Source organism: Microbacterium immunditiarum, assembly GCF_013409785.1.
In the GTDB taxonomy this organism is placed as follows: Bacteria; Actinomycetota; Actinomycetes; order Actinomycetales; family Microbacteriaceae; genus Microbacterium; species Microbacterium immunditiarum.
Genome location: NZ_JACCBV010000001.1, coordinates 1,541,583 through 1,567,497, shown reverse-complemented (window position 1 = coordinate 1,567,497; position 25,915 = coordinate 1,541,583). Strand labels below are relative to the sequence as shown.

Genomic DNA, 25,915 nt, shown 5'->3' with positions numbered 1-25,915 from the left:
CTGCTCACACAACATCCGTTCTCTTGGCCACGTCGGTCATGACCGCGCGGGAGACCTCGTCGGCGGGGAACTCGGGGCCGTCGAATTCGGCGACCAGCACGCCCTCGGCCATGACGAGCAGGCGATGGGCCAGTCCCATGACCTCCTCGTGCTCGGAGGAGATCAGGACGACGGCCACGCCGCGCGCGGCGATCTCCCCGATCAGCTGGTGGATCGCGAACTTCGCCCCCACATCGACGCCCTTCGTGGGCTCGTCGATGAGGAGCACCGCAGGCTCGGCCAGCGACGCCCGCGCGAACATCACCTTCTGCTGGTTGCCTCCGGACAGGGCCCACACGGGCGTCTCGAGGCTGGCCGCGCGCACGTCGGTGCGGGTCGCGGCCCGCTCGGCGATCTCCCGTTCCGCGCGCGAGTCGACGACGCCGAGCGTCGACAGACGCTCCAGAACCGACGAGGTGATGTTCTCGCGCGTCGGTCGGACCAGGATGAGGCCCTGGCGCTTGCGGTCCTCGGGGATCAGATGCACGCCCGCACGCATGGCTGCGCGGGGCGAGCGGAAGCGCTGCGGGGCACCGCGGACCTCGATGGTGCCCGCTCGCGGCCGCTCCACTCCCCCGAGCACGCGGGCCAGGGCGCTGCGACCGCTGCCCACGAGCCCGGCGAGGCCGACGATCTCGCCGGCGCGCACCGAGAACGAGACACCGGAGAAGGCGTCCCCGCACGCGAGGTCCTCGACGCGGAGGACGACGGGGGCGTCGGGCGCGGGCAGGGTCTTTTCGGGGAAGCTCGCCTCGAGCGGTCGTCCGAGCATATGGACGACGAGCTCCGACTTGGTGAGGGGGTCGCCGTCGTAGACGACCCTGCCGTCGCGCAGCACCGACACACGGTCTGCGATCGAGAGCACCTCGTCGAGGTGGTGGGAGATGTAGATGATCGTGGTGCCGTCGTCGCGCAGCCGGCGCACGACCTCCAGCAGGGCGCGCGCGTCCTTGTCGCCCAGGCTCGCCGTGGGCTCGTCCATGACGATGAGGTCGCTGCCGCGGGCGATGGCCTTGAGGATCTCGACCTTCTGCTGATCGGCGATGCGCAGATCGCCCACGCGGGCGTCGGGGTCGAGGACGAAGTCGTAGCGCGCCAGGATCTCCTCGACGCGCTCACGCTGCCGCTGACGGCTCACGAAGCCGATCGTCGCCTCGTTGGCGCCGAGGAGGATATTGTCGGCGACCGACATCGCCGGGACGAGGGCGACTTCCTGCGCCATGCCGGCGATGCCGGCGGCAAGCGCCTCGGCGGGCGAGCGGAACGACACCTCGCGGCCGGCGACCTCGATCGACCCCTCATCTGGGCGATGGATGCCGGCGAGCAGCCGGCCCAGGGTCGACTTGCCGGCTCCGTTCTCGCCGATGAGGCAGTGGACCTGGCCGCGGAAGATCTCCAGGGAGACGTCCGAGAGCGCCCGGCTCCCGCCGAAGGACTTCGAGACGTCGGCCACACGGACGTGGACGGTGGTCATCGTTTCTCCTTCATGGGGTTCCGGGCGCTCTCAGACGGAAGGGTTTCAGTCAGTCCACTGACCGACGCGGCCGTCCAGGTTCTTCGCGGTCACGACCTCGGGCCACGAGTCGGCGCCCGGGTCGGGGCTGGTGTTCTCGATCGTCTCGCCGGCGATCCAGGCGATCAGGAGCTCGACGGCGGCGCGGTTGTCGTCGACGGGCGTCCCGCGGTAGCACGCGAAGAAGCGGCCCTCTTCGATCGCCGTGGTGGCGTTGGACGAGCAGGCGCCGCCCGCGAGCGCGACCTTGCCCTGCAGGCCCGCGTCGACGACGGCGCGCTCGGCGCCCACGACCGACTCGGAGCCGATGGCGACGAACAGGTCGAGACCCGGGTTGGCGGTGAGGATCGTCTGCGCCACCGCGAACGCGCCGTCCGTGGTGTAGCCGGTCTCCTGGACTGCGGCGATCGTCACGTTCGCGACGCCGGCGAGCACCGACTCGATCTCACGCACGCGCGCGGCGTCGGCGGAGACGGTCAGGGAGCCGGGCAGGACCGCGACCTCGCACGGGTCGATGCCCTCGCAGCCCTCGACGACGATGTCAGCCAGCACGCGGCCGTTCTGCTCGGGCGAGATGACGACCGAGCCGACCATGCCCTCGACCTGCGGCTCACGCGTGGCCAGGTCGGTGCCGATCGGGAACGCGACGTCGACGACGCCGAGGCCGGCCGTGACGGCCTCCTCGACCGCGGGCACGAGGCTGGGTCCGTCGACGGGCATGATCACCATGCCGTCGAAGCGGCCGCTCGTGATGATGTCCTGCACCTGCGCGTACTGCTTGGTGGGGTCGCTCTGGGCGTCGAAGATCTCGATCGTCCCACCGGCGGCCTCGGCGGCCTCGGTCGCCGCGGTGATGCCCACCTGCGACCAGTCGTGGTTGGTGAAAGCGGCGAGGTACGCGATACGGGGGCCCTCAGCCGACTCGGAACCGGAGTCGGAACTCGAATCGGTGGATGCCGGGGTGCAGGCGCTTGCGGTGAACATCAGCGCGGCGATCGAGAGCACCGCCGCCGCCTTCCTGGTGAATGTTCGCATGTCATCTCCGTCTCGGTGCGCGGGCGCACCGCTCTTGGCGCCGCGCGCGAGGGACGTGCACGGCATTGCTGTGGTCGAGTCAAGCCTTGCGACGCCGGTGGGCGGCGGCATCCGGGTGCACCCTGATGTTTCGGTGGGGCGGCGGCTCGTGTCATGGGCGGTCGGTGGTGTGGCGGTACCTTCGAATCGTGTCTGTGAACGTGTCTGCGACGTCGGCGGGGCGTTCGACGCCGTCGGCGGAGACCCCGGCCGTGGATCGCGTCTTCCTCGTCAGCGGCCTGCCGGGATCGGGGCGCAGCCACCTGCTCGCGGCCTGGGCCGCGGCGGAGCGCGCACGAGGCCGGCGGGTGACGACCTCCCCCTCCGAGGCTAGCGCGGACTCCGTGCTGATCTTCGACGACGCGGATCGCGCGGCACCCGCCGAGCGGGACGCGCTGCGCGCTCTCGTGGAGCGCGGCGAGCCGGTGCGCGCCGTCCTCGCCCTCTCGTCGTGGCCGGGCGGTGCTGCGGCCGAGTGGGCGGCGATGCTTCGGCCGGCCGGTGTCGTCGAGCGCTGCGTGCCCCGCGTGCCGGACGCGGAGCTGCGCGGGCTCGCGTCGGACCTCGGCGGCGACGCCGTCGAGGTGGACGACGTGTCGGGCGCCGGGGGCCACCCCGGGCTCGTCGCGGCGGTCGCGCACGTGGCGGCGCGGGAGGGGCTGACACGTCTCTCGGATGTCCCGGCGAGCGGCCGGGTCCGCGAGGGCGACGTGCCACTGCTGGCGGCCCTCGATCGCGAGACCTCCGACGTGCTGTACGTCGCCGCGCTATGCGGCGATGCGGTCGAGGTGCGCCGGACGGCGCACGGCCTCGGCCTCACTCCCGCCGAGACCCTCCGCGCGCTCGTCGCCGCCGAGCGCGCGGGGATCCTGGAGCCGGGCGCCGAGTCGTGGCGCTTCGGGCACGCGTGGCTCGCCGACATCCTCATCGCGGGCCGCACGGCGGCCGAGGCCCGCAGCCGGCATTCGCTGATCGCCGAGGGGCTGCTCGCCGAGGGAGGTGATCCGCTCGCGATCACGCACCACCTCCTCGCGTCCGATGACCGGAGCACGTCCGCGGTGAGCTGGCTCATCGAGGAGGCGACCCAGCGGATCTCGGAGGACCCACTGTCCGCCGTCCAGATCCTCGAGACGCTCATGGCGACCGCGCCGCCGCGCTTCGCCCTCCGCGAGCAGGCGCGGCGCGTGCTGGCGCGGGCCCTGGCGGCCGCGGGCCGCGCGCCCGACGTCGAGAGGCTCGTCGAGTCCGCCCTCGCCGACGGTGGCGGCAAGAGCGAGTCGATCCCCCTCCTCATCCATCTCAGCGAGGCGCTCCTGCTCGGCGACGACGTGCGCAAGTCGGTGGACGTCCTGGCGGCCGCCGCGACGGCGAGCGGCGCGGCGCACGAGCACGACCGGCTGATGGCGGTGCGCAGCTTCCACCGCGTGCTCGCCGGCGAGTTGCAGGCCGGCGAGTCCGAGGCGGAGGAGGCCCGCCGGCGCGGGCAGGCCTCCGGTGACGACGTCGGGGAGAGTATCGCCCTGAGCGCGCTCGCCCACGTCGCGTACTACCGCGGCGACATCCGCACGGCCACCCGGCTGGCCGACGAGGCCGTCCGCCACGCCGATCGGGGGGACTCGGACGAGGCTCGGCGCCGCTCGCGCTACGAGCTCGGGATGTTCCTCATCCACGCGGACGAGCCCGATCGCGCCGCCGCGGTCTTCGAGCGGGAGCGCGAGCGCTCGGACGGCAACTCCGCCTCATGGCACCTCCCGCTCCCCCACGTCGGACTCGGGCTGCTCGCCTTCCACCGCGGACGCTGGGATGAGGCCACGGCGCGTCTGTCGGACGCGCTGCGGTTCGGCGAACAGGTCTCCACCCGGTGGGAGTCGTGGGCGGCGCGCGCGCACCTGGCGGCCATGGCCATCGACCGAGGCAGGCTCGACGAGGCCCGCGTGCACCTGGACGCGATCGAGCTGGAGGATGCCAACACCCCGCATCACTCGCTGGATGCCGTGCTGTGGGCCCGCGCGCTCATGGCCGATGCCCTCGGACAGCCCCGCGAGGCGTTCGACCTGCTCCGCCGGGCGACGGACCTGATCGTCGACTACGGCGTCGTATCACGCCTGCGCTGGCTCGCGCCGGATCTGGTCCGCATCGCGCGGCGCCTGGATCGCACCCGGGAGTGCCGCGACGTGCTGCCGCTGCTCGACGAGGTCGCCTCGCGGGCGCAGGCGCCGTACATCACCGCTGCGGCACTGCGCACGCGGGCCCTGCATGAGGGCGACAGCGTCCTGGCGATCCGCGCCGTGGAGGTGCTCCGCGACGCCTACCGCCCGGTCGAGCTCGCCGCGACGGCCGTCGATGCGGCGCGCCTGTGCACCGAGACGCGTGCCGACGCCGCGAGCGCGGCTGAGCTGTTCCGCGAGGCGCGCATGATCTACCACGACGTCGGCGCGGCCGGCCGGGTCGCCGCACTGCGCGACGAGATGCGCGCGCACGGCTTCTTCACGTTGCAGGACCGGAAGGTCCGGGTCGCCGACGGCCCTGCCAGCCTCACGCCGGCGGAGCGCAGGGTCGCGGACCTGGTCGGACGCGGGATGTCGAACCCCGCGATCGCCCAGACGCTGTCGATCTCGCCTCGTACGGTCGAGACGCACGTCGCCCACATCTTCACGAAGCTGGGCATCAAGAGCCGGGTCGAGCTCGCCGTGCGCGCGGCGGGCGGCCTGGTCAGCTGACCCGGCGGGGCGGACCGGTCAGCTCCGCCGTCCGAGGCCGGCGAACAGCGCGTGCAGGAGCGGCAGAGCGGATGCCACGATCAGGACCGTGCCGAGACTGTAGTCCTGGGCCCGCAGCACCGCACCTGCGATGAGCAGGCTCGCGAAGAGCACCGCCGAGATCACGCGCCTGGCGAGGCGCTCGAGGCGGCGCATCCGTGTCTCCATCCGGCTCAGGTCGACCGTGAGCTGCCCGTTCTCGACCTTCGTCATGAGATCGTCGGCGCGGCGCGGGAGCCGCGCGGTGATGCCGGCCACCGAAAGCGCCTCGCGCGCGAACGACTGCACGATGTTGCCCTGCTCTTCGCGCAGGAGCTTCGCCGCGTAGGGCTCGACGGCATCCCACATGTTGAACTCGGGATCGAGCGAGCTGCACATCCCCGACGTGAGCGAGACGGCGCGGATGATGAGCAGGAAGTTCTCGGGAAGCTGGAAGGGCAGCGACCGCACGACGTCGCTGAACTCGGTCCCGAACTCGCGGAACTCACGCGGATCGACGCGCTGAAGCTGGGCGAACCCCATTCCCCCGAAGCGCGCGAACAGCGCCGTCATCGCCCGTTCGAGCTCGGCGGTGTCGGCCGACGGCAGCAGGACGCCGACGCGACGGATGCTGTCGACGAGCTGCTTCCCGTTGCGCGAGGCGACCGCGATGAGCACATGCTGCAGGTTGTGGCGAAGGTCGTCGGGGACCTCGCCCATCATGCCGAAGTCGACGAACGTGAGCCGCCACTCGGGAGTGCCGTCCGGCCTGGAGCCTGTCTGCGTGACGAAGATGTTGCCCGGGTGCGGGTCGGCGTGGAAGTACCCGTGCTCGAAGAACTGGTCGAACATCACGCGCGCGAACGTGTGCGCGACCTCGGTCGGGTCGATCCCCGCCGCGCGCAGGCCCTCGACGTCGTTGACCTTGATGGCGGTGACGTCCGACAGCGTCAGCACACGAGGTGTCGTGCGCTCCCACGCGACGATCGGCACGCCGACACGAGCGTCGTCGGCGAAGTCCTCGGCGAACCGTTCGGCGTTCTGCGCCTCGTGCAGGTAGTCGACCTCCTGCAGGCTCACGTTCGTGAACTCGGCGATGAGCCGCGGAGGGTCGACGTGCGCCGCCACGAAGCGGACGCGGCTGAGCCATCCGGCCACCCGGCGCAGCGCGGCGAGGTCGACCTCGATGATCCGCTCGATGCCGGGCCGCTGCACCTTCACGACGACCTCGGCGAACCCGGTGTCTTCGGCCTCGGCATCCGTCAGCCTCGCCCGATGCGCCTGCCCGAGCGACGCCGCCGCGACGGGGACGGGGTCGACGAAGGCGAAGGCGCGCTCGAGCGGGATGTCCAGCTCTGCTTCGGCGAGCTCGCGGATGAGCCCGAACTCGACCGGCGGCACTTCGTCTTGGAGGCCCGCGAGCTCCTTCGTGATCTCGGGCGGCAGCACGTCGAGTCGCGACGACATGAACTGCCCGACCTTGATCATGAGGCCGCCCAGCTCGACCGCGAGCGCGTGGAAGCGCTGGGCGATGCCTTGAAGACGCGCCGCGCGCCCGCGCGCGACAGACTCCGCGAATCCGATGCGCGGCAAGATGAGCTCAAACCACCAGGTCTGCGCGATCGTGCGCGCGGCGAACCAGAGGATCCTGCGGTAGCGGGCGCGGGCGCTGCCGGGATCGGCCATCGAATCTCCTTGACGCCGACGCCGGCGCGTCGGGCGCGTCGAGTCAGTCCTCGGCGAGGATGGAGTAGAGCTTACGCCTGGCCTCGTCGAGAACCTCGACCGCGCGCTGCGCCTGATCCGCGCTGCCGCTGCTCACGACCTGCGCGACCGCCTGCGCGAGCCGTGCTCCGGCCTTGGGCAGAGCGGTCGTGCGGGCGGCCGCGTCCTTCATGCCCTGCGACTCCCACGGGGCCGACTCGGCGCCGGATGCCTCGGCCTCGGCGCGCCCCGCGTCGGTCAGCGAGTACGTCTTCTTGCCGCCCGACTCGGTCGCCACGATGAGCCCCTCGTCTGCCAGCAGCTGAAGCGTCGGATACACCGAGCCCGGGCTCGGCTTCCAGGCGCCGGCGCTGCGCTCCTCGATCTCGCGGATGATCTGGTACCCGTGCATCGGCCCCTCGGCCAGCAGTGCGAGCACCGCGGCGCGCACGTCGCCGCGGCCCATGCGGGGCGGGGAGAACCGCTGCTCGAACACGTCGCGCAGCTGCTCCATCGCATCCCAGATGCCGCCGCCGGCTCCGCCGGGCTTGCCGTAGCCGCCTCCGCGGTGACGCGAACCCCACGGGTCGCCCATGAATGAACCGCTCATGATGCCTCCTACGACTGTCATCCGATATCTCGGCGATGCTCAACGATATATCGCTGAGCGTGTCGGCGGAAGGGTCAGGTCGACCAGCGCCAGTCGGCGACCTCGGGAATGTCCTCCCCGTGCTCTCGCGTGTACATGCGGGCGCGGATGCGGTCGTCGACGAGCCTCTGGCGGAACGTCGCGTGCTTCTCGGCGAGTCCGGGCACGCGGTCGATCGCGTCGATCGCGAGCTGGTACCGGTCGAGGTCGTTGAGCATGACCATGTCGAACGGCGTGGTCGTCGTGCCCTTCTCCTTGTAGCCGCGCACGTGCAGGAACGGATGCCCGTGCCGCTTGTACGCGAGCCGGTGCACGAGCCACGGGTAGCCGTGGAACGCGAAGATGACGGGCCGATCCGACGTGAAGATCGCGTCGTAGTCGGCATCCGACAGGCCATGCGGATGCTCGTGCTCGGACAGCAGCCGCATGAGATCGACGACGTTGACCACACGCACCTTCAACTCCGGAATGCCCTCGCGCAGCAGCGCCGCGGCCGCGAGCACCTCGAGCGTCGGCACGTCGCCCGCGGCGGCGAGCACGAGGTCCGGCGCCTCCCCCGAGACCTCTGTGCCCGCCCACTCGAAGATGCCGAGGCCGCGCGTGCAGTGACGGATGGCCTCGTCCATCGTGAGCCACTGCGGATGCGGCTGCTTGCCCGCGATAACGACGTTGACATAGCCGAGCGAGCGCAGGCAGTGGTCGTACGTCGAGAGCAGCGTGTTGGCGTCGAAGGGCAGGTACACCCGCACGACCTGCGCGCTCTTGTTGACGGCGACGTCGAGGAATCCGGGGTCCTGGTGCGTGAAGCCGTTGTGGTCCTGCCGCCACACGTGGCTCGACAGCAGGTAGTTGAAGCTCGGGATCGGCTCGCGCCACGGCACGGCCCGCGCCGCCTCGAGCCACTTCGCGTGCTGGTTGAACATCGAGTCGACGATGTGCACGAACGCCTCGTACGACGTGAAGACGCCGTGCCGGCCCGTGAGCACGTACCCCTCGAGCCATCCCTGGCACTGGTGCTCGCTGAGCATCTCCATGACGCGACCCGCCGTCGCGAGGTCGCGGTCGACCAGGAGCATCTCGGCGACCCATTGCTTCGCGGTCGCCTTGTACACGGGCGGTGCGAGCCGGTTCGACGCCACCTCGTCGGGGCCGAAGAGCCGGAAGCTCGTGGGATTGCGCCGGATCACGTCGGCGAGCATCACTCCGAGCACACGGGTCGCCTCGGCATCCGTCGCCCCTCGCCTGCTCTCGTCGACCTCGACCGCGTAGTCGCGGAAGTCGGGAACGACGATCGGATGCCGCACCCCGCCGCTCGTGTGGGGCGAAGCGCTCATTCGGCGATTGCCCTCGGGCGCGAGGGCGGTCGCGAGCGGGATCGGAGCACCCGACTCGTCGAACAGGTCGTCGGGGCGGTACGAGCGCAGCCACTGCTCGAGCTGCGCGAGGTGCTCGGGGCTGTCGCGCACACCCGCGAGCGGCACCTGGTGCGCGCGCCACGTGCCCTCGATGGGGTCTCCGTCGACCTCGCGCGGGCCGGTCCAGCCCTTCGGCGAGCGCAGGATGATCATCGGCCAGCGCGGACGCGTGAGGTCGCCGCCGCGGGCGTTCTCGCGGATCGCCGCGATGCGGTCGAGCGCGTCGTCGATCACCTCCGCGAACCGCCGGTGCACTTCGCGGTGGTCTTCGCCGGCGGTGAACTCGACGGGGATGGGATCGTAGCCGTACCCCTCGAACAGCGCGCGCAACTCGTCTTCGGGGATGCGCGCGAGCACCGTCGGATTGGCGATCTTCCACCCGTTCAGGTGCAGGATCGGCAGCACCGTGCCGTCGTTGACGGGGTGCAGGAACTTGTTCGAGTGCCAGCCGATCGCCGCGGGACCCGTCTCGGCCTCTCCGTCGCCCACGACGCACACGACGGTCAGGCCGGGGTTGTCGAACGCGGCGCCGAAGGCGTGAGAGAGGGAGTATCCGAGCTCGCCGCCCTCGTGGATCGACCCCGGTGTCTCGGGCGCCGCGTGGCTCGGGATGCCGCCGGGGAACGAGAACTGGCGGAAGAGCCGCCGCATGCCCTCTTCGTCACGCGTCACCTCGGGATACTTCTCGGTGTAGGTGCCGTCGAGGTACGCGCTCGCGACCATGGCCGGACCGCCGTGACCGGGACCGGCGATGTACAGCGCGTCGAGGTCACGCTCCCGGATCGCGCGGTTCAGGTGCGCGTAGATGAGGTTCAGCCCCGGCACCGTGCCGAAATGGCCGAGCAGGCGCGGCTTGATGTCGTCGCGCGTGAGCGGCCTACGCAGCAGCGGATTGTCGAGCAGGTAGATCTGCGCCGCCCCGAGGTAGTTGGCGGCTCGCCACCATGTGTCGAGGGCGTCGAGCGTCGCATCGTCGATGGGCACGGGCGGTCTCCCTCTGCCGGCGGCTCTTCAAGCCGTTCGAACGTGGCGTGCACCCAGGGTCAAGGGGGTGGGTGCGGAGGGCCGCGTCGCACAGGCTGGATGGGTCGACACGACGACCGGCGGCGCCGTCGCCGGTGCAGGAAGGAGGATTCGTCGCCATGACCGATCCGACCACACCACTGCCGCCTGAGCCGGACGCTCCCGGAACGCCGGGAACTCCGGGCGCGCCCGGTGTGCCACCGGCGCCGGGGCCTCCCGGCCGCGACCCGGTCGCGCCGCATCCGGAAGAGCCGGCCACTCCCGCGCCGGAGGAGCCGCTCGCCCCCAACCCGGAGGAGCCGCTCGCGCCGAATCCCGAAGAGCCGACGTTCCCGACGCCGCCTGAGTCCGGCATCGACCCGACCGTCGAGCACTGACGACAGACCGAACACCAGCCGAAGGAGAGAAGCGGATGCCGCAGATCATCGAGACCATCGACGTGGACGTCCCCGTCACCACCGCCTACAACCAGTGGACGCAGTTCGAGAGCTTCCCGGAGTTCCTCCAGGAGGTCGAGTCCATCCGGCAGATCGACGACACCCACCTGCACTGGAAGGTGAAGGTCGGCGGCGCGGAGCGCGAGTTCGACGCCGAGATCACCGAGCAGCACCCCGATGAGCGTGTCGCGTGGCGCAGCATCGGCGGCGAGACCGCCCACGCGGGCGTCGTGACCTTCCACAAGCTCGACGAGAGCTCGACGCGTGTGACTGCGCAGATCGACTGGGAGCCGTCCGGCTTCGTCGAGCACGTCGGTGCCTTCGTCGGCGCCGGCAAGCACGCGGTGAAGAAGGATCTCGAGAACTTCAAGGAGTTCATCGAGAGCCGCCATGTCGCGACGGGTGCGTGGCGAGGCGACGTTCCGCGCTGATACGCGTCGCGCCGAGCACATTGTGCGACGGACGCCCCGCCCGCGGCTTCGGGGCGGGGCATCCGTCCGTCGGGCTCACACCCCGGCGTGCTAGGGTGGAGCGACCCATCGGGTCCTCGCGTCGAACCTCTGCCTCATCGTGGAGAAGCAGATCGCCTGACGCACCGCCGCCGCTCAGCGGCCGCCCGCTCACCAACACTCCGCGCAGTCGCGTGCCACCTCGCCGCGCATCCTCCGAAAAAACACTTGATACTCGCAGAACCTCCCCCTCCGTCCGCACCCGCATTCGAGCTCGACTGGCGCCAGGCCGACGACGACGTGTTCGTCGCCACCGCCGCCGGCGAGTACGCCGGCTTCATCGCCGTCGCGCCGCAGGGCTTCGAAGCCCACACCGCACGCGGCGACCAGCTCGGGCTGTTCGACACGCGCGAATCCGCGGAAGCCGCCGTCGCGGCATCCGCCTCTCGGCCCGCGACGTCGCGGCCGCGTCGCTCGCGCCCCACCCGTCCGCTCCGCACAATGCGGCGCGGCACACCCGGCCGCTCACGCGGCCCGCATAACAAAAGGAAAGACACGATGGCCACTGGCACCGTGAAATGGTTCAACTCCGAGAAGGGCTACGGGTTCATCGCACCCGACGACGGCTCGGCCGATCTCTTCGCGCACTTCAGCGCGATCGCCGGCGACGGCTACAAGGAGCTCCACGAGACCCAGAAGGTCGAGTTCGACGCGGAGCGTGGCCCGAAGGGCATGCAGGCCGCCAACATCCGGCCTCTCTGATCCACACGTCGGCCGGGGTGAGCGTTCGTGCCACCCCGGCCTTCGCGTGTCTCGACGCGTGTCGGCGCTTGCCTCCAGACTGGGGACATGTCCGCTGAGGCCCGACCGTGGGTGCTGCACGTCGACCTCGACCAGTTCATCGCCGCGGTCGAGGTGCTGCGGCGGCCCGATCTCGCCGGCAAGCCCGTCATCGTCGGCGGGCGCGGCGACCCCACCGAGCGCGCCGTCGTCTCCACGGCGTCGTACGAGGCGCGTGAGTTCGGCGTCGGGTCGGGCATGCCGCTGCGGATCGCCGCGCGCAAGGCGCCCGACGCGATCATCCTCCCCGTCGACGCGCCCGCCTACACCGAGGCGTCCGAAGAGGTCATGGCGACGCTGCGCTCGATGCCCGGCGCCGTCGTGCAGGTGCTCGGATGGGACGAAGCCTTCGTCGGCGTGACGACCGACGACCCTGAGGCGTACGCGCGCGACATCCAGCGGAAAGTGCTCGAGCGCACGCAGCTGCACTGCAGCGTCGGCATCGGCGACACGCTCGTGCGCGCCAAGAACGCGACCGACTTCGGCAAGCCTCGCGGCGTGTTCCGGCTCACCGCCGACAACTGGCTCGAGATCATGGGGGGCAAGCCCACGGTCGCTCTGTGGGGCATCGGCTCGAAGATCTCGAAGCGCCTCGCGGCTCTCGGCATCAACACGGTCGACGACCTGGTGCGAGCCGACGTCGATGCGCTCGCCGCCGAGTTCGGGCCGAAGATGGGCCCGTGGTACCGCCAGCTCGGCCGCGGCGACGGCACGAACATCGTCGACGACACGCCGTGGGTGCCCCGCGGCCACGGGCGTGAGACGACGTTCCAGCAGAACCTCGTCGACCGCGCCGAGATCGAGAACGCCGCGCGCGAGCTGATCGACCAGGTGCTCGCCGACGTCGCCACCGAAGGCAGGCCGGTCGTGGGCGTCGGGATCAAGGTGCGCTACGCGCCGTTCATCACGAAGACGTTCGTGCACAAGGTCGCCAAGACCTTCGACCGCGCCACGGTCATCGCCGAGACGATGAAGCTCGTCGACCGCATCGAGCACGACCGGCCGATCCGGCTGCTGGGCGTCCGCGCCGAGATGGCGATGCCCGACGACGCCCGCGAAGGGCACACGCCGACGCGCAGCGGGTGGTGAGCGGCCGTCGAGATCGGCAGTCCGACAGCGACTGTTGGCACGACGCGACCTCGCGCGCACCGGAGACTCGAAGCATGACCGCCGCGAACGATTCCGGGCCCGTCGGCTTCATCGGCATCGGCCTCATGGGCACGCCGATGGCACGCAACCTCGTGCGCGCCGGCATCGACCTCGTGGTGTGGAACCGCACGCGCGAGCGGCTCGCGCCTCTGGTCGACGCAGGGGCGGATGCCGCGGCATCCGTCGATGACGTCTTCGCGCGCTGCCCCGCGGTCGTGCTCATGCTCGTGAACGAGGCCGCGACGGATGCCGTGCTCGAACGCGGCACGGAGGCGTTCGCCCGTCGCGTGAAGGGTCGCACGGTCGTCTCGTGCGGCACGACGACCCCCGCCTACGCGGAGGCGCTCGCGGCCGAGATCGCCGCGGCGGGCGGCCGGTTCGTGGAGGCTCCGGTCGCGGGGTCGCGCGTGCCAGCCGAGAACGCGCAGCTCGTCGCGATGCTCGGGGGCGACGAGGAGGTGGCGCGGCAGGTCATGCCGCTGCTCGCCCCGACGTGCCGCGCGACCCTCTACTGCGGCGCAACGGGCAGCGGCCTGCGCATGAAGCTCGCCGTCAACCTGTACCTCACCACGACGATGGCCGCCCTCGCCGAGGCGACCCATTTCGCCGCGGCGGGCGGCGTCGACCTCGCGACGTTCCAGGAGGCGATCGGGCTCGGGCAGACCGCCTCCGACCTCACGCGCGTCAAGCTGCCGAAGCTCGTCGCGCGCGAGTTCTCGCCGCAGGCGGCGACCTCCGACGCGCTGATGAACACGAGGCTCGTGCTCGACGAGGCGGCTGTGGTCGGTGCCGCGACCCCGATGCTCCGGCTCGCGGAGATGCTGTTCGCCGAGACCGTGGCGCTCGGAGCGGCGCGCGAGGACATGTCGGCCGTGGTGCGGACGCTCGAGGAGCGTGCCTCGGTTTCCCGGTCGTTGAGCGAGTGAGCGCAGCGAGCGGGTTTCGGACGCGCGACGGCTCAGCGACCGGGCTCGGGTGTTAGCGTGGCAGGACCGCACGCCCGTACGAGCGAGAGGAGCACCGCATGTTCGCGCAGCTCCTCACGTCCGTGCAGCTCCTGCTCGCGACGCTCGCCGTCGCCGGCACGCCCGACCTCACGGCCTTCGGCGGCGCCACGACGGCCGTCGCCGTCACGATCGCGCTGGTCGCGGCATCCGTGGTCCTCGTCGCGATCCTCGCCGTCGCGCACCCGGCTTCGGGGGGCGCGTCTCCCCCGCACCCGCGACGCGCGATCGACATCTCCTCTCCGCTCACGCAGAGCGATCCGGATGCCCCGGGCCACCCGCGCCCGAGGGCACCGCAGCACGCGGCCTCGGCCGCGTAGCCTTCGCCGTCCGTCTCCGCGCGTCCGCCACGGGCGCGCCGTCGCGGCGTCCCTCCGCGGCCGATCGATCCCCATCGACCAGCCACAGAACGGATACCGCCATGGATGTCTTCGCCTTCCCGCCCATCGCCGCCCTCCTCGACCTCGCGTACGCGGGGCTCATGGGGCTCGCTTCTCTCCTCGAACCGGTCGCCGGCGCATCCGCCGCCGCTGCGGCTGTCGTGCTCGTAACCCTCCTCGTACGCACCGCGCTCATCCCCGTCGGCATCTCGCAGTCGAAGGCCGAGCAGACGCGCGTGCGCCTCGCACCGCGCCTGCGCGAGCTGCAGAAGCGATATCGCAAGAGCCCCGAGCGCCTGCAGCGCGAGACGATGCAGCTGTACCGCGACGAGCGCACGTCGCCGTTCGCGGGATGTCTCCCGGTGCTGCTGCAGGCACCGGTCATCGGGCTCGTGTATGCGGTGTTCCTCCATCCGACGATCGCCGGACACGCGAACGAACTGCTCAACCAGACCCTGCTCGGCGTGCCCCTCGGCACGAGCCTCACCGGAGCCGCGTTCGGCGGAGCGCTCACGCCGATGACGCTGGTCGTGATCGGCGCGGTCGTCATGCTCATCGCGGTGGTCGGCGAGCTGACGCGACGGATGCTCCGCATGCCGCCCCTCCCCCGCGACGACGACTCGCCGCTTCCCGTCGTGTCGACCCGGATGCTCGGGATGCTGCAGCTCACGACGGCCGTCGTCGCCGTGTTCGTGCCGCTCGCCGCGGCACTGTACCTGCTGACGACCGTCGCCTGGACGCTCGGGCAGCGGCTCATCCTGAGGCGGGTGTACCCGCTCGGATGACCCGCGGCGTCCTCGGGGGAAGGGGCGGGGGCGTGAAAGCGTCGGGCTGGATCCCGCCTCACCGGCCTTCGGAGTGCCCGACGGTGCGATCGAGCCCGCCCTTTTGACCACGGGGAGTTTCCGTCAGACTCGCTCGCATGCACATCGATGCTGCCGCTCTCGACCAGGCCGTCGCGAGGAAGGCGTTCACGGGGGTCGTGACGGTCGACGTCGGCGATCGCCGCACGTTCGAGCGATGCGAGGGGTTCCTGCACCGCGGCCTGCGCGTCCCGACCACGGCCCAGACGCGGTTCGCGGTCGCGAGCGGAAGCAAGACGTTCACCGCCCTCGCCGTCATGCGGCTCGTGGAGGACGGCCGGCTCGGGCTCGACCAACCCGTGCGCGAGATCCTCGGCGCGGACCTGCCGTTGATCGACGACGCCGTCACGATCGAGGAGCTGCTCACCCACACCTCTGGGATCGGCGACTATCTCGACGAGGAGGGCGAGTGGGAGCCATCCGACTTCGTCCTGACGGTTCCGGTGCACACCCTCACGACCGCGAGCGCGTTCCTGCCGATGCTCGAGGGCCATCCGCAGAAGTTCCCGCCGGGCGAGCGGTTCTCGTACTGCAACGGCGGCTACATGGTGCTCGCCGTCGTGCTGGAGCGCATCGCCGACGAGCCGTATCACGACCTCGTGCAGCGCCTCGTGCTCGACCCTGCCGGACTCGAGAAGACCGGGTTCCCACGCCTCGACGAACTGCCGGGCGATGCGGCGCTCGGCTACCTGTTCGAGGAGGGCGACCTGGTGAACACGCTTCGCCTTCCGGTGCGCGGCAACGGCGACGGCGGCGCGTTCACGACGGCGGACGACCTGCACCGCTTCTGGATGGCCTTCCTGGAGGGACGGATCGTGCGGCCCGACACCGTCGAGGAGATGATCCACCCGCGCCACGATGTCGAGGACGAGAACAAGCGCTACGGCATAGGCGTCTGGCTGCACCGCACAGCACCGGCGGTCATCATGGAGGGCTACGACGCGGGCGTCTCGTTCCGCTCGACGCACCTCGTCGACAGCCGCACGACCGTGAGCGTGCTCGGCAACAGCTCCGAGGGCGCGTGGCCCGTGATCTTCACGGTCGCCGAGGCGATCGACGCGGAACTCGCGTGAGGGCCGGAACGGCGCCTACTCAGCGAAGTCCTCGGGCTCGACGTCGTCGAGGAACTTCTTGAACTCGTCGAGGCGATCGGACGCGTCTTCCTCCGGCATGAAGTCGTCGACCCCCGCCTCTTCGATGACATCGTCGGCGACCCAGATCGGCGCGCCGACGCGCGACGCGAGCGCGATCGCGTCGGACGGGCGCGCATCGACGACCCGCTCTCCCGCGGGCGACTGGAGCGTGATGTCGGCGTAGAACGTGCCGTCGTCGATGCGCGACACCTCGACGCGGGTGACCTTTGCGTCGAGCGTGTCGAGCATCGCGCGCATGAGATCGTGCGCGAGCGGACGCGGCACGGGCGCCCCCTCGACGGCGATGAGGATCGACGTGGCCTCCTGCTGGCCGATCCAGATCGGCAGGATCTGACCCGCCCCGGGAAGGTCGTCGATGGGCTTGAGCAGGATGACGTGCTGGCGCGCGGCGTCGAGCGCGACTCCGGCGACGCGGACCTGGACCATGTCGCCTCCTTCCGTCGTCAGGGAAGTCTTCTGCCATCGTAGGCACGCCGGGCGACCAGCGGACTCCCCTCGCGTGCACGGCATCGGCTGGCTAGGGTTTGCGGATGCTCCTGCGCTTTCCGTTCACCGGCCGGTGGGTCGCGCACAACAGCCCCGCCGACCGCGTGCCGAGCCACGGGACCGAGGCGTTCGGCTCCGCGCACGCCATCGACTTCGTCGCGGTCGACGAGCACGGGCGGTCGGCGCCACCGAGCCTGCGGTCGATGTTCGCGACCGAAACGCCCCAGGGCTTCGTCGGGTTCGGCGCGCCGATACTGGCGCCGATCGACGGCACGGTCGTCGCGGTGCACGACGGCGAACCCGATCACGAGGCGCGGCGATCGCCGTTCACGCTCATTCCCTACGCACTCACGCAACCGCAGCGTGTCCGCGCGGGCGTCGCGGGCATCGCGGGAAACCACGTCGTCATCGCGGCGTCCCCCCGTGGACCGTTCGTGCTGCTCGCGCACCTGCGACGCGGTTCGGTGCGCGTGCGTCCCGGCGACGAGGTCGTCGCGGGCGCGCAGGTCGGCGAGTGCGGCAACTCGGGCAACAGCACCGAGCCGCACGTTCATGTGCAGGCATCCGACTCGACCGACTGGGCGAGCGCGCGAGCGGTGCCCATCGCCTTCACGCCCGCGCCGGACGGCGCCCCTGCAGGGTGGCTTCCGCGCAACGGAGTGCCGTTCGACGTGTGAGCGCGCGGTTCGTCGGACGCGCGGTTCAGCCTGCGATCGCCTGCGCGATCGGCACGTCGCCCGAGTTGAACCGGATGGTGCGGCCGATCGTCGAATCGTCGTCGATCGCGACCGCGATGACGGCGGCGACGTCGGCGCGAGAGACCGAACCGGATGCCTCGGCGGCCGTGTCGATGCGACCGGTCGGCGCCTCGAGCGTGAGGCCGCTGGGCGCCACGATCGTGTAGTCGAGGCCGCTCTTGCGCAGGTGCGCGTCGGCGGCCGCCTTCGCCTCGGCGTAGGGGAAGAACGAGCTGTCGGGCGAGACGCCGTGATCGGGACCCGCACCGAAGTACGACACCATGACGTAGCGGCGCACTCCTGCTCCTGCCGCCGCGTCGATCGAGCGGATGGCGGCGTCGCGGTCGACCGCGTGGGTGCGGTCCGGGTTGCCGCCGCCCGCGCCCGCCGACCACACGACGACGTCGTTTCCGGCCACGAGGTTCTCGAGCTGATCGGTGTCGAACGTCTCGATGTCGGCGACGAGCGGCACCGCGCCCGTGGCCGCGACCTCCCGCTCGTGGTCAGAATTGCGGATCACCGCCGTGACGTGGTGACCGCGCTCGACGAGCAGGGGTTCGAGCAGCAGAGCGACCTTGCCGTGGCCGCCGATGAGCAGAATGCGCGACATGCGACTCCCTTCGTCCCGTTCGACCCTAGGCCGTCCGGTGTTCACGAGGGCGGGCCTTGACACCTACGCCGTCACCGCGAGCTTCTCCGCCAGCTCCCAGATCCTGCGCGAGCCTTCGGGGTCGTCGAGGCGACGGAACGGCGTTCGAAGCCGCGCGCGTCCGGAGAACTGCAGGCGACCGCCCGGCGCGCAGAAGGTGGGGCTCGGAGCATCCGTCGTCAGAGCGAGAACTGCTGTCTCCGCAGCCTGGGCGGGTGGATTCCACAGCCGGCCCACCGCGAAGTCGCGGAAGGAGGGCGCGAAGTGCGCACGGATCTGCGGTGCGATGGCGGTCGCGGGGACCACCCCCGGATGACACAGGTCGACGCGCACCTCGGGCACGCGGCGCGCCAATTCGAGCGCGAACAGGCTGAGCGCCGTCTTCGACGAGGCGTACGCACGCAGCGCCGAGTACCGCCGGGCGAATTGAGGGTCGTCCCACGACACCCCATACAGGGCGCTCACGATGCTGCCCTGCACCGCGATCCGCGTCCGCGAGGCCCGAAGGAGCGGGAGCAGCGACAGGACGAGCAGCGCGTGCCCGAGGAAGTTGGTCTGGAAGTGGAGCTCGAAGCCGTCCGCAGTGACGCGCCGAGTGCGGTCGCCGACCATCGCCACCCCCGCGTTGATGACGAGGAGGTCAAGCGGCCGGCCTTCGGCGTCGAGCCTGTCCGCGAACGCGCGCACCGACGCGAGGCTCACGAGATCCAGGTCGCGCAGTTCGAGCCGTGCGGCGGGCGCCGTCTGCCGGAGCGCCGCGATCGCGCTCTCGCCCTTGGCCTTGCTGCGGGCCGGCAGCACGATCGGGGCGCCGTGCGCGGCCAGTACGCGGGCGATCTCGAGGCCGACCCCGCTCGTGGAACCCGTCACGAGTGCGCGTGCGCCGCTCAGATCAGGGACGACGAATCCTCGCGACAGCACGGCACGAGCGTACAGACTCGGGAGCGTGTCATCGGGCCGGATGCCCCGGCCGCAGCATCCGGCCCTGGAATAGGTCCTCGTGGCGTACCGTTGGGCACGACGTGAAGCGCTTCGGAACCCTCTCGTTCGGCCACTACGGCCCGCTCGGCGGCGGACGCAGTCTCAGCGCCGCCGACTCGATGCTGCAGGCGATCGACCTCGCCCAGGGGATGGACGAGCTCGGGGTCAACGGCGTCTACGTCCGCGTGCACCACTTCGCGCGGCAGCAGTCGTCGCCGATGCCGCTCCTCGCGGCGATCGCGGCGCGCACTGAGCGCATCGAGATGGGCACGGGCGTCATCGACATGCGCTATGAGAACCCGCTGTATCTCGCCGAGGAGGCAGCCGCGGTCGACCTCCTCAGCGGCGGACGCCTCGCGCTCGGCGTGAGCCGCGGGTCGCCCGAGACGGTCGTCCGCGGGTACGAGGTGTTCGGCTACACCGGCTCCGAGGATCCGCGCGGAGCCGACATCGCGCGCGAGCACTTCGACCTCTTCCTGCGGGCGATCGAAGGCGAGGGACTCGCGGAGCGCGACCCGACGAGCCCGTTCGGCGGCGGCACCGGCCCGCAGCGCGTCGAGCCGCACTCCCCCGGCCTGCGCTCGCGTGTGTGGTGGGGCGCGGGCAACCGCGACTCAGCGGAGTGGGCCGGACGCAAGGGCGTGAACCTCATGTCGTCGACCCTCGTGACCGAGGCGGACGGGCGACCGTTCGACATCCTGCAGGCCGAGCAGATCGACATCTTCCGCAGCGCATGGCGCGAGGCGGGGCATCCGGGAGAGCCTCGTGTCTCGGTGAGCCGCTCGATCTTCCCGCTCGTGACGGCCGAGGACCACCTCTACTTCGGCGGACGCCAGGAGGGGGACGGCATCGGGATCATCGACGGCCTGCGCACGACCTTCGGCAAGACGTATGCCGCCGAGCCCGACGTGCTCGTCGAGCAGCTCAAGGAGGACGCCGCGATCGCCTCGGCCGACACGCTCATGCTCACGATCCCGAGCCAGCTCGGCGTGGACTTCAACCTGCGCGTCGTCGAGACATTCGCGAAGCACGTCGCGCCCGCGCTCGGGTGGGAGCCGACGCGCTGAGCCGTGCGCTGCGCGACCGGCGCTACGACTCGACCACGGGCGCGGCGGAGTCCCACCAGTCCAGAGCCCGCAGCGCGAGGAAGGTGACCCACTTCGAGGGCTCGCCGACGGGCACATCCTGCTCGAACCACACCCGGCCGGGGTATCGGTAGCCCTGAAGCCACGTGCCGTCGGGCTGTCGCTGGCGGCGGATCACCTCGACTGCTTCGGCGAGCCGCGGATCGGGGTCGACGCCGTCGTGCAGCGAGGCGTCGCGGAAGTAGTTCACTGCGTGCAGCACGTTGTACTTCGAGCGCTGCGGGTACGCGAGCAGCTCGACGCCGGGACGCACCGGCTCACCCGTCGTGACCTTGTAGAGGATGCGACGCTCGAGCAGGTACTCCTGCGCCTTCTTGCGGGCGGCCGTGAGCGCGGGCGTGCCGCCGGTCGCCTTCTCGTACCAGAGGATGCCGTCGATCGAGCTCAGCGTCGAATAGACGGATGCCCGGGTCGAGCCCTCGACCCATTCGCAGTTCCAGCCGCCCTCGTCCATCTGGTGGTCGACGAACCACTGCGGCAGCGTCGACACATCGGCGCCCAACCACGTGCCGTTGGCGAGCGTGAAGGCGTTGATGCAGCAGTCGACCTCGCCATCCCAGTACGGCAGGTCGTCGTACTCCCAGCGACTGTTGGCGGCGATCTTCTCAGCGGTTCCGGCGAGAGCCGACGCGTCGAGCCCCCATTCGCGCAGTGAGTTGAGCGACCACGTCGTCGCGGTCCACGGCTGTCCGGCATCCGGCGCGGCCTCCGGCCCCTCGAAGTCGAAGTCCGCAGGGAAGAACGCTCCGCCCGCCCACTGCCCATCGTCATCCTGAAGCGCGAGCAGCCGAGCCCCGATGCCCTCGGTCGCCACGCGCGCCCGCGTCGCCCGCCACACGCTCTCGGGTTCACCGAGGAGGTCGCGTTCGACCTGCCATCGGAGCGCCGGGTCGGAGTCGAGCAGCCATTCGGTCACGTCGGCGATGTCGGCCATGCGCAGACCCTAGCCCGAGGCGCCGACATCGCACCTCAGTCCGGCCACTCCCATGCGCGGAGCGCCTCGAGCAGCACCGCGGCGGCGTCGCGGTCGACATCGAGCACGATCCGTCGTCGCGCCACCGCCTCGGCCGCAGTCCCCGGCCGCCTGCTCGTCCTCCCCCAGTCGCCATCCGTCGCGACATCGATCCCCGCGGGCTCGTCGACGCGCATGATCCGCGCTCCGGATGCCGCGACGACCGCCGCGAGCGGGTCGTGCAGCGCGCACTGGCGCTCCCCCTCGAACACGGCATCCTCGTAGTAGTCGAGGTAGGTGTGGAGCATCCGCCCCAACACCGCCGGCAGCGCCCCCGGAATCGCCGCGAGCTCGGCGTGCTCCCGCTCGGTCAGCACGTGCCGCATCGTGATGTCGAGCGGGACGACCGACACCGGCCACGGCGCGTCGAACACGATCGCGGCGGCGCGCGGATCGTTGTGGATGTTGGCCTCTGCGACCCTCGACACGTTGCCGTTCCGGTCGAACGCGCCCCCCATGACCGTGACGTCGGCGATGTCGCCGACGCGATCGGGGTGCGCGTGGACGAACCGCGCGAGGTTCGTGAGCGGCCCGAGCGCGAGCACGCGGAGCCGACCGGGGTGCGTCGCTGCGAGGTCGGCGAGAAGGTCGGATGCCCCGACCTCCGCAGCCCGCAGTCTGTGAGGCGCGAGGCCGACGCCGCCCACACCGTCCGACCCGTGCACCGCGCGGGCTCCGCCCTCGAAGTCTTCGCCGAGCGGCGCCGGCGCGCCCATCGCGACCGGGATGTCGTCCCGCCCCGCGAGCTCGAGCAGCCCGAGCGTGTTGCCGGTCGCGAGCTCGACCGAGGTGTTGCCGAAGACCGTGCCGACGCCCACGACCTCGACGGTCGGCTCGGCGAGGAGGTATGCGAGCGCGAGCGCGTCGTCGATGCCCGTGTCGCAATCCACGAAGACCGGAGTCGGCCCGGGCCTCATGCGAGGTACTCCGCGAGCGGTCGCAGCAACGGCTGGGAGCGCTCGTCGGCGACCGCGGCCGCACCCACCGCGCACGAGCGGCGCAGTGCCGTCGCCGGGTCCTCGCCCGCCGTGAAGCCGAGCGTGAGCGCGGCCGCGAAGGCGTCGCCCGCGCCGACGGTGCTGCGCACCGCGGTCGGAACACCCGCGGCTCGCGCGGTCTCGACGCCCTGCCGCAGCAGCACCGCGCCCTCGGCGCCCAACGTGAGCGCCACGAGGCGTGCGGAGGCGAGGCGCGGCATCCGCTCGTATTCGCTCTGGTTCACGATGAAGAGGTCCACACGATCGAACAGGTCCTCGGGCAGATCGCGCGCCGGAGAGGCGTTGAGCGCGAAGAACCCGTCGGTGAGCGATGCCGCGCGCGCGACGACGTCCGCCGAGACCTCGAGCTGCGCGAGCAGGGCCCCGTGCGGAGGCATCTCGATCGCGGACGGGTCGATGCCGGCGTTCGCACCTGGGCACACGACGATCGAGTTCTCGCCCGTGCGGTCGACGACGATGAGGGCGGTGCCGCTCGCGGCATCCGTGATCTGGATATCCGTCACATCCACGCCCGCCTCGGCGAGCGACGCGATCATCGACCGACCCTCGGCGTCGCCGCCCACCGCGCCGACCATGCGCACCGTCGCGCCGAGCCGCGCCGCCGCGATCGCCTGGTTCGCGCCCTTGCCGCCGGGCTCGCGCGTCAGCACGCCGTCGGCGACCGTCTCACCCGGTCCGGGCGCCCTCTCGACGCGCGCGACGAGATCGAGGTTGATCGACCCGACGACCGTCAGGACTTGCGCGATGGTCATCCGCGTCCCTTCGCTGGTGCCGCACTAATGTCTTCAGCATGGCCAGCACGCGCACCTCGCACAACGACTCCACGGATTCGCTCGACGACCGCAAAGCCGGCCTGTGGGGCGCTCTCCTGGGGCTCATCGTGGCCGCGTTCGTCGCGGTCCCGTTCTCGGCGGCGATCGCCTTCGCGACCCACCCGCACACGCAGCAGCTCTTCGCCGGACGCCTCGAAGAGGCCACGACCGGCGGTTACGTGGCGTTCTGGTGGTTCGTCGCGATCCTGCTCGGATCCCTGCCGTTCCTCGTCGGGTTCGGCGTCGCGAAGCTCTCGGGGCGCACGCTGCTCATCGTCGGCGGCGTCATCGCCGTGCTGATCGTAGTGGTCGTGATCCTCGGCCAGATCTACGTGTTCTGACGCGTCAGGCGTTCGCGCGTCTCGCTGCGCCGGCGTGCTCGGGCACGCGCACCCGCTCGGCGTGGGCGTACACGTTCATCGACGATCCGCGCAGGAACCCGATGAGGGTGAGACCGGATGCCTCGGCGAGCTCGACTGCGAGCGACGAGGGCGCCGACACCGCGGCCAGCATCGGGATGCCCGCCATGACCGCCTTCTGCACGAGCTCGAAGCTCGCGCGCCCCGACACCTGCAGGATCGTGTTGCGCAGCGGGAGTTGATCCTCGAGCACCGCCCACCCGATGACCTTGTCGACGGCGTTGTGTCGTCCGACGTCCTCCCGCAGCACGAGCAGCTCGCCCGTCTCGGCGTCGAAGAGGGCCGCCGCGTGCAGGCCGCCCGTCTTCTCGAACACGGCCTGCTGCTCGCGCAGCCGGCCGGGAAGGGTGAGCAGCACGCGCGCGTCGACGGATGCCTCGTCGATCGACACGTCGTACGCGGACGTCGTCTCGACGGCGTCGATCGACGCCTTGCCGCACAGCCCGCACGAGCTCGTCGTGTAGAAGTTCCGCGCGATGTCGGGGTCGGGCGGAGCCACGCCGGGCGCGAGCGCGACGTCGAGCACGTTGTACGTGTTCCCGTCGCTGGCGCCCGTGCCGGGGCCGCCGCAGTGGATCGCCGAGCGGAACTGCCCGCCGTGGTGGATGACGCCCTCCGTCACGAGGAATCCCGCCGCGAGCTCGACGTCGTTGCCGGGCGTGCGCATCGTGACCGCGAGCGACTCGCCCGCGACGCGGATCTCGAGCGGCTCCTCGACCGCGAGCACGTCGGCGCGACGACGCTCGACGACGTCGTCCTCGCCGATCACGATCTTCGTGACGGGGCGGCGCTGAGTGATCCGGCCCATGCGTGTCAGCCTACGCCGCGGTGCGGCGGGGAGGGCCGGGGCTGTCGCCCAGTGAATGGGCCGTTGCGAGCGCAGGAGATGGTGCGGAGGAAGGACGGATGCCGCGGCCCGCGTCCTACGCCGGGATCATCTCCTGCGGCGGGGGCGCGCTTCGTCTCGCTGCGCTCGCTCAACGACGGGGTGGGTGGCGCGGGGCGGGTGCCTGGGTTTGGGGCGGAAAACCGGCCCAAACCCACAAACGGGAGGGGTCAGCCGCCGATCGCGTTCATGCCGCGCGCGGGCTGCAGGAACGAGGGGTCGTTGATCGCGTGGCCGGGGAGTTTGCCGCGGACGCAGGAGCGCAGCATCCGGTCGATTCCCTCGTCGACGTCACCGGCGGCGTCGGCGCGCAGGATCGGCAGCAGGTCGTACTCCGTCGTCGAGAAGAGGCAGTTGCGCAGCTGCCCGTCGGCGGTGAGGCGCAGGCGGTCGCAGTCGCCGCAGAAGGGCGCGGTCACCGACGCGATGACGCCGACGGTGTGCGGACCGCCGTCGAGCATCCAGCGCTCGGCGGGCGCGCCGCCGCGACCCGGGACGGGGGTCAGCGTCCAGCGGCGCGACAGCGCGTCGAGGATCTCGTCGCGCGTCACCATGCGCGTGCGGTCCCACGTGTGACCCGCGTCGAGCGGCATCTGCTCGATGAACCGCATCTGCGCGTCGTGCGCGATCGCGAACTCGACCAGGGCGACGAGCTCGTCGTCGTTGACGTCGCGCATCGCGACGGCGTTGAGCTTGAGGGGGCGAAGACCGGATGCCGCGGCCGCCGCGATCCCGTCGAGCACGTCGTCCAGCCGGTCGCGCCGCGTGAGCTCGCGGAACCGGTCGCGCCGCAGCGTGTCGAGCGAGATGTTGAGGCGGCGCAGTCCCGCGTCCATAAGCCCCGGGAGAAGCTCCGGCAGCCGGATGCCGTTCGTCGTCATCGCGAGCTCGACCGGCGCGCCGTCAGGACCGGTGATCCGCGCGAGCCGCCGCACGACCTCGACGATGTCCTGTCGCAGGAGCGGCTCGCCGCCGGTCAGCCGGAACGTCGTGATGCCGTCCGCGGCGGCGACACGGGCGACGCGCTCGATCTCGTCGAGCGACAGGATGCTCGTCTTCGCGAGCCACTCGTTCCCCTGCTCGGGCATGCAGTACGTGCAGCGCAACGAGCAGCGGTCGGTGAGCGAGATGCGCAGATCGCGGTGCACGCGGCCGTGCGTGTCGACGAGCGGGGCACCGGGCGCGGCATCCGCCTCTGTCTCGACGACCGGCGGACGCATGCCGATCAGCACCGGGACGGCCGTCATGCCGGTCCTCCGTGCGATCGCGTGCGGGCCATGCGAATCAGGCTACTCTCGCGACTCACGCTCGGGGCCGGAACGGCCCACCGACCGGGCCGCGGGCCCGCACAGCGCAGGT

25 protein-coding genes are annotated in these 25,915 nt (G+C 71.3%); 12 read left to right on the top strand and 13 right to left on the bottom strand.

What is annotated here, in order from left to right; genetic code table 11:
* Nucleotides 1-4 precede the first annotated feature (4 nt).
* Both BJ991_RS07105 and BJ991_RS07100 read right to left on the bottom strand, forming a co-directional pair.
* Entirely contained in the window at nucleotides 5-1,513 is a 1,509-nt protein-coding gene (locus BJ991_RS07105; RefSeq protein ID WP_179488717.1) for a sugar ABC transporter ATP-binding protein, read from the bottom strand.
* Nucleotides 1,514-1,558: 45 nt separating this feature from the next.
* Nucleotides 1,559-2,587 (bottom strand): sugar ABC transporter substrate-binding protein, encoded by a 1,029-nt coding sequence (locus tag BJ991_RS07100; RefSeq protein ID WP_179488715.1) that lies wholly within the window; start codon nucleotides 2,585-2,587, stop codon nucleotides 1,559-1,561.
* Nucleotides 2,588-2,775: 188 nt separating this feature from the next.
* Here BJ991_RS07100 and BJ991_RS18790 point away from each other — a divergent pair, with 188 nt between their 5' ends.
* Nucleotides 2,776-5,346 carry a LuxR C-terminal-related transcriptional regulator gene (locus BJ991_RS18790; RefSeq protein ID WP_179488713.1) on the top strand — a complete coding sequence of 857 codons (2,571 nt, stop codon included), beginning with the start codon at nucleotides 2,776-2,778 and terminating at the stop codon, nucleotides 5,344-5,346.
* Nucleotides 5,347-5,364: 18 nt separating this feature from the next.
* On the opposite strand, the gene BJ991_RS07090 is transcribed toward BJ991_RS18790, so the two are convergent.
* The 3 genes from BJ991_RS07090 to BJ991_RS07080 form a co-directional block, all read right to left on the bottom strand.
* Entirely contained in the window at nucleotides 5,365-7,050 is a 1,686-nt protein-coding gene (locus tag BJ991_RS07090; RefSeq protein WP_179488711.1) for an ABC1 kinase family protein, read from the bottom strand.
* A 43-nt stretch (nucleotides 7,051-7,093) separates the two neighbouring features.
* A complete protein-coding gene (locus BJ991_RS07085; RefSeq protein ID WP_179488709.1) occupies nucleotides 7,094-7,678 on the bottom strand; it encodes a PadR family transcriptional regulator in 585 nt (194 codons plus the stop codon).
* Between the two features lie 74 nt (nucleotides 7,679-7,752).
* Nucleotides 7,753-10,116: a phosphoketolase gene (locus BJ991_RS07080; protein ID WP_179488707.1), complete on the bottom strand. Its 2,364-nt coding sequence runs from the start codon at nucleotides 10,114-10,116 to the stop codon at nucleotides 7,753-7,755.
* A 158-nt stretch (nucleotides 10,117-10,274) separates the two neighbouring features.
* On the opposite strand from BJ991_RS07080, the gene BJ991_RS07075 reads away from it, so the two are divergent.
* The 8 genes from BJ991_RS07075 (at nucleotide 10,275) to BJ991_RS07040 (ending at nucleotide 16,350) form a co-directional block, all read left to right on the top strand.
* The gene (locus BJ991_RS07075; RefSeq protein WP_179488704.1) at nucleotides 10,275-10,532 is read left to right on the top strand and encodes a hypothetical protein; all 258 of its coding nucleotides are present in this window, start codon (nucleotides 10,275-10,277) and stop codon (nucleotides 10,530-10,532) included.
* 35 nt (nucleotides 10,533-10,567) lie between these two features.
* Nucleotides 10,568-11,023: an SRPBCC family protein gene (locus BJ991_RS07070; protein ID WP_179488702.1), complete on the top strand. Its 456-nt coding sequence runs from the start codon at nucleotides 10,568-10,570 to the stop codon at nucleotides 11,021-11,023.
* Between the two features lie 576 nt (nucleotides 11,024-11,599).
* Nucleotides 11,600-11,803: a cold-shock protein gene (locus BJ991_RS07065; RefSeq protein ID WP_179492580.1), complete on the top strand. Its 204-nt coding sequence runs from the start codon at nucleotides 11,600-11,602 to the stop codon at nucleotides 11,801-11,803.
* Between the two features lie 87 nt (nucleotides 11,804-11,890).
* Nucleotides 11,891-12,970, top strand: a complete 1,080-nt coding sequence (locus BJ991_RS07060) for a DNA polymerase IV (RefSeq protein WP_179488700.1) — start codon at nucleotides 11,891-11,893, stop codon at nucleotides 12,968-12,970.
* A gap of 74 nt (nucleotides 12,971-13,044) precedes the next feature.
* Nucleotides 13,045-13,956: an NAD(P)-dependent oxidoreductase gene (locus BJ991_RS07055; protein WP_179488698.1), complete on the top strand. Its 912-nt coding sequence runs from the start codon at nucleotides 13,045-13,047 to the stop codon at nucleotides 13,954-13,956.
* Nucleotides 13,957-14,054: 98 nt separating this feature from the next.
* Entirely contained in the window at nucleotides 14,055-14,354 is a 300-nt protein-coding gene (locus tag BJ991_RS07050; RefSeq protein ID WP_179488696.1) for a DUF6412 domain-containing protein, read from the top strand.
* 101 nt (nucleotides 14,355-14,455) lie between these two features.
* Complete coding sequence (locus BJ991_RS07045; RefSeq protein WP_179488694.1) at nucleotides 14,456-15,199, top strand: YidC/Oxa1 family membrane protein insertase; 744 nt, start codon at nucleotides 14,456-14,458, stop codon at nucleotides 15,197-15,199.
* A gap of 137 nt (nucleotides 15,200-15,336) precedes the next feature.
* Entirely contained in the window at nucleotides 15,337-16,350 is a 1,014-nt protein-coding gene (locus BJ991_RS07040; RefSeq protein ID WP_179488691.1) for a serine hydrolase domain-containing protein, read from the top strand.
* A gap of 15 nt (nucleotides 16,351-16,365) precedes the next feature.
* On the opposite strand, the gene BJ991_RS07035 is transcribed toward BJ991_RS07040, so the two are convergent.
* Nucleotides 16,366-16,857 carry a bifunctional nuclease family protein gene (locus tag BJ991_RS07035; protein ID WP_179488689.1) on the bottom strand — a complete coding sequence of 164 codons (492 nt, stop codon included), beginning with the start codon at nucleotides 16,855-16,857 and terminating at the stop codon, nucleotides 16,366-16,368.
* Between the two features lie 104 nt (nucleotides 16,858-16,961).
* Between BJ991_RS07035 and BJ991_RS07030 the strand changes: the two genes are divergently transcribed.
* Entirely contained in the window at nucleotides 16,962-17,594 is a 633-nt protein-coding gene (locus BJ991_RS07030) for a M23 family metallopeptidase (protein WP_179488688.1), read from the top strand.
* A 25-nt stretch (nucleotides 17,595-17,619) separates the two neighbouring features.
* Here the strand turns inward: BJ991_RS07030 and BJ991_RS07025 are convergent, their stop codons facing one another.
* Both BJ991_RS07025 and BJ991_RS07020 read right to left on the bottom strand, forming a co-directional pair.
* Nucleotides 17,620-18,264, bottom strand: coding sequence for an SDR family oxidoreductase (locus BJ991_RS07025; RefSeq protein ID WP_179488687.1), 645 nt, complete (start codon nucleotides 18,262-18,264; stop codon nucleotides 17,620-17,622).
* Nucleotides 18,265-18,327: 63 nt separating this feature from the next.
* Nucleotides 18,328-19,224 carry an SDR family NAD(P)-dependent oxidoreductase gene (locus BJ991_RS07020; protein WP_179488686.1) on the bottom strand — a complete coding sequence of 299 codons (897 nt, stop codon included), beginning with the start codon at nucleotides 19,222-19,224 and terminating at the stop codon, nucleotides 18,328-18,330.
* A 101-nt stretch (nucleotides 19,225-19,325) separates the two neighbouring features.
* Between BJ991_RS07020 and BJ991_RS07015 the strand changes: the two genes are divergently transcribed.
* Entirely contained in the window at nucleotides 19,326-20,351 is a 1,026-nt protein-coding gene (locus BJ991_RS07015; protein ID WP_179488685.1) for an LLM class flavin-dependent oxidoreductase, read from the top strand.
* A gap of 22 nt (nucleotides 20,352-20,373) precedes the next feature.
* Here BJ991_RS07015 and BJ991_RS07010 read toward each other — a convergent pair whose 3' ends face one another.
* Genes BJ991_RS07010 through BJ991_RS07000 form a run of 3 tightly spaced genes read right to left on the bottom strand, consistent with a single transcriptional unit; the run spans nucleotide 20,374 to nucleotide 23,191 of the window.
* Entirely contained in the window at nucleotides 20,374-21,363 is a 990-nt protein-coding gene (locus tag BJ991_RS07010) for a squalene cyclase (RefSeq protein ID WP_179488684.1), read from the bottom strand.
* A gap of 35 nt (nucleotides 21,364-21,398) precedes the next feature.
* Nucleotides 21,399-22,358 carry a nucleoside hydrolase gene (locus BJ991_RS07005; protein ID WP_179488683.1) on the bottom strand — a complete coding sequence of 320 codons (960 nt, stop codon included), beginning with the start codon at nucleotides 22,356-22,358 and terminating at the stop codon, nucleotides 21,399-21,401.
* Complete coding sequence (locus BJ991_RS07000) at nucleotides 22,355-23,191, bottom strand: ribokinase (protein WP_179488682.1); 837 nt, start codon at nucleotides 23,189-23,191, stop codon at nucleotides 22,355-22,357. The genes BJ991_RS07005 and BJ991_RS07000 overlap by 4 nt, the downstream gene beginning before the upstream one ends.
* Before the next feature lie 38 nt (nucleotides 23,192-23,229).
* Here BJ991_RS07000 and BJ991_RS06995 point away from each other — a divergent pair, with 38 nt between their 5' ends.
* Entirely contained in the window at nucleotides 23,230-23,592 is a 363-nt protein-coding gene (locus BJ991_RS06995; RefSeq protein ID WP_179488681.1) for a hypothetical protein, read from the top strand.
* A 4-nt stretch (nucleotides 23,593-23,596) separates the two neighbouring features.
* On the opposite strand, the gene fdhD is transcribed toward BJ991_RS06995, so the two are convergent.
* Both fdhD and moaA read right to left on the bottom strand, forming a co-directional pair.
* Complete coding sequence (gene fdhD / locus BJ991_RS06990; RefSeq protein ID WP_179488679.1) at nucleotides 23,597-24,478, bottom strand: formate dehydrogenase accessory sulfurtransferase FdhD; 882 nt, start codon at nucleotides 24,476-24,478, stop codon at nucleotides 23,597-23,599.
* 248 nt (nucleotides 24,479-24,726) lie between these two features.
* Nucleotides 24,727-25,803, bottom strand: a complete 1,077-nt coding sequence (gene moaA, locus BJ991_RS06985; RefSeq protein ID WP_179488677.1) for a GTP 3',8-cyclase MoaA — start codon at nucleotides 25,801-25,803, stop codon at nucleotides 24,727-24,729.
* Nucleotides 25,804-25,915 lie beyond the last annotated feature (112 nt).

Excerpts from the sequence above, each read along its gene's own strand:
- BJ991_RS07105 (WP_179488717.1), bottom strand. The coding sequence starts at position 1,513 with ATGACCACCGTCCACGTCCGTGTGGCCGACGTCTCGAAGTCCTTCGGC.
- BJ991_RS07100 (WP_179488715.1), bottom strand. The coding sequence starts at position 2,587 with ATGCGAACATTCACCAGGAAGGCGGCGGCGGTGCTCTCGATCGCCGCG.
- BJ991_RS07090 (WP_179488711.1), bottom strand. The coding sequence starts at position 7,050 with ATGGCCGATCCCGGCAGCGCCCGCGCCCGCTACCGCAGGATCCTCTGG.
- BJ991_RS07085 (WP_179488709.1), bottom strand. The coding sequence starts at position 7,678 with ATGAGCGGTTCATTCATGGGCGACCCGTGGGGTTCGCGTCACCGCGGA.
- BJ991_RS07075 (WP_179488704.1), top strand. The coding sequence starts at position 10,275 with ATGACCGATCCGACCACACCACTGCCGCCTGAGCCGGACGCTCCCGGA.
- BJ991_RS07070 (WP_179488702.1), top strand. The coding sequence starts at position 10,568 with ATGCCGCAGATCATCGAGACCATCGACGTGGACGTCCCCGTCACCACC.
- BJ991_RS07065 (WP_179492580.1), top strand. The coding sequence starts at position 11,600 with ATGGCCACTGGCACCGTGAAATGGTTCAACTCCGAGAAGGGCTACGGG.
- BJ991_RS07060 (WP_179488700.1), top strand. The coding sequence starts at position 11,891 with ATGTCCGCTGAGGCCCGACCGTGGGTGCTGCACGTCGACCTCGACCAG.
- BJ991_RS07055 (WP_179488698.1), top strand. The coding sequence starts at position 13,045 with ATGACCGCCGCGAACGATTCCGGGCCCGTCGGCTTCATCGGCATCGGC.
- BJ991_RS07050 (WP_179488696.1), top strand. The coding sequence starts at position 14,055 with ATGTTCGCGCAGCTCCTCACGTCCGTGCAGCTCCTGCTCGCGACGCTC.
- BJ991_RS07045 (WP_179488694.1), top strand. The coding sequence starts at position 14,456 with ATGGATGTCTTCGCCTTCCCGCCCATCGCCGCCCTCCTCGACCTCGCG.
- BJ991_RS07040 (WP_179488691.1), top strand. The coding sequence starts at position 15,337 with ATGCACATCGATGCTGCCGCTCTCGACCAGGCCGTCGCGAGGAAGGCG.
- BJ991_RS07035 (WP_179488689.1), bottom strand. The coding sequence starts at position 16,857 with ATGGTCCAGGTCCGCGTCGCCGGAGTCGCGCTCGACGCCGCGCGCCAG.
- BJ991_RS07030 (WP_179488688.1), top strand. The coding sequence starts at position 16,962 with ATGCTCCTGCGCTTTCCGTTCACCGGCCGGTGGGTCGCGCACAACAGC.
- BJ991_RS07025 (WP_179488687.1), bottom strand. The coding sequence starts at position 18,264 with ATGTCGCGCATTCTGCTCATCGGCGGCCACGGCAAGGTCGCTCTGCTG.
- BJ991_RS07010 (WP_179488684.1), bottom strand. The coding sequence starts at position 21,363 with ATGGCCGACATCGCCGACGTGACCGAATGGCTGCTCGACTCCGACCCG.
- BJ991_RS07005 (WP_179488683.1), bottom strand. The coding sequence starts at position 22,358 with ATGAGGCCCGGGCCGACTCCGGTCTTCGTGGATTGCGACACGGGCATC.
- BJ991_RS07000 (WP_179488682.1), bottom strand. The coding sequence starts at position 23,191 with ATGACCATCGCGCAAGTCCTGACGGTCGTCGGGTCGATCAACCTCGAT.
- BJ991_RS06995 (WP_179488681.1), top strand. The coding sequence starts at position 23,230 with ATGGCCAGCACGCGCACCTCGCACAACGACTCCACGGATTCGCTCGAC.
- fdhD (WP_179488679.1), bottom strand. The coding sequence starts at position 24,478 with ATGGGCCGGATCACTCAGCGCCGCCCCGTCACGAAGATCGTGATCGGC.
- moaA (WP_179488677.1), bottom strand. The coding sequence starts at position 25,803 with ATGACGGCCGTCCCGGTGCTGATCGGCATGCGTCCGCCGGTCGTCGAG.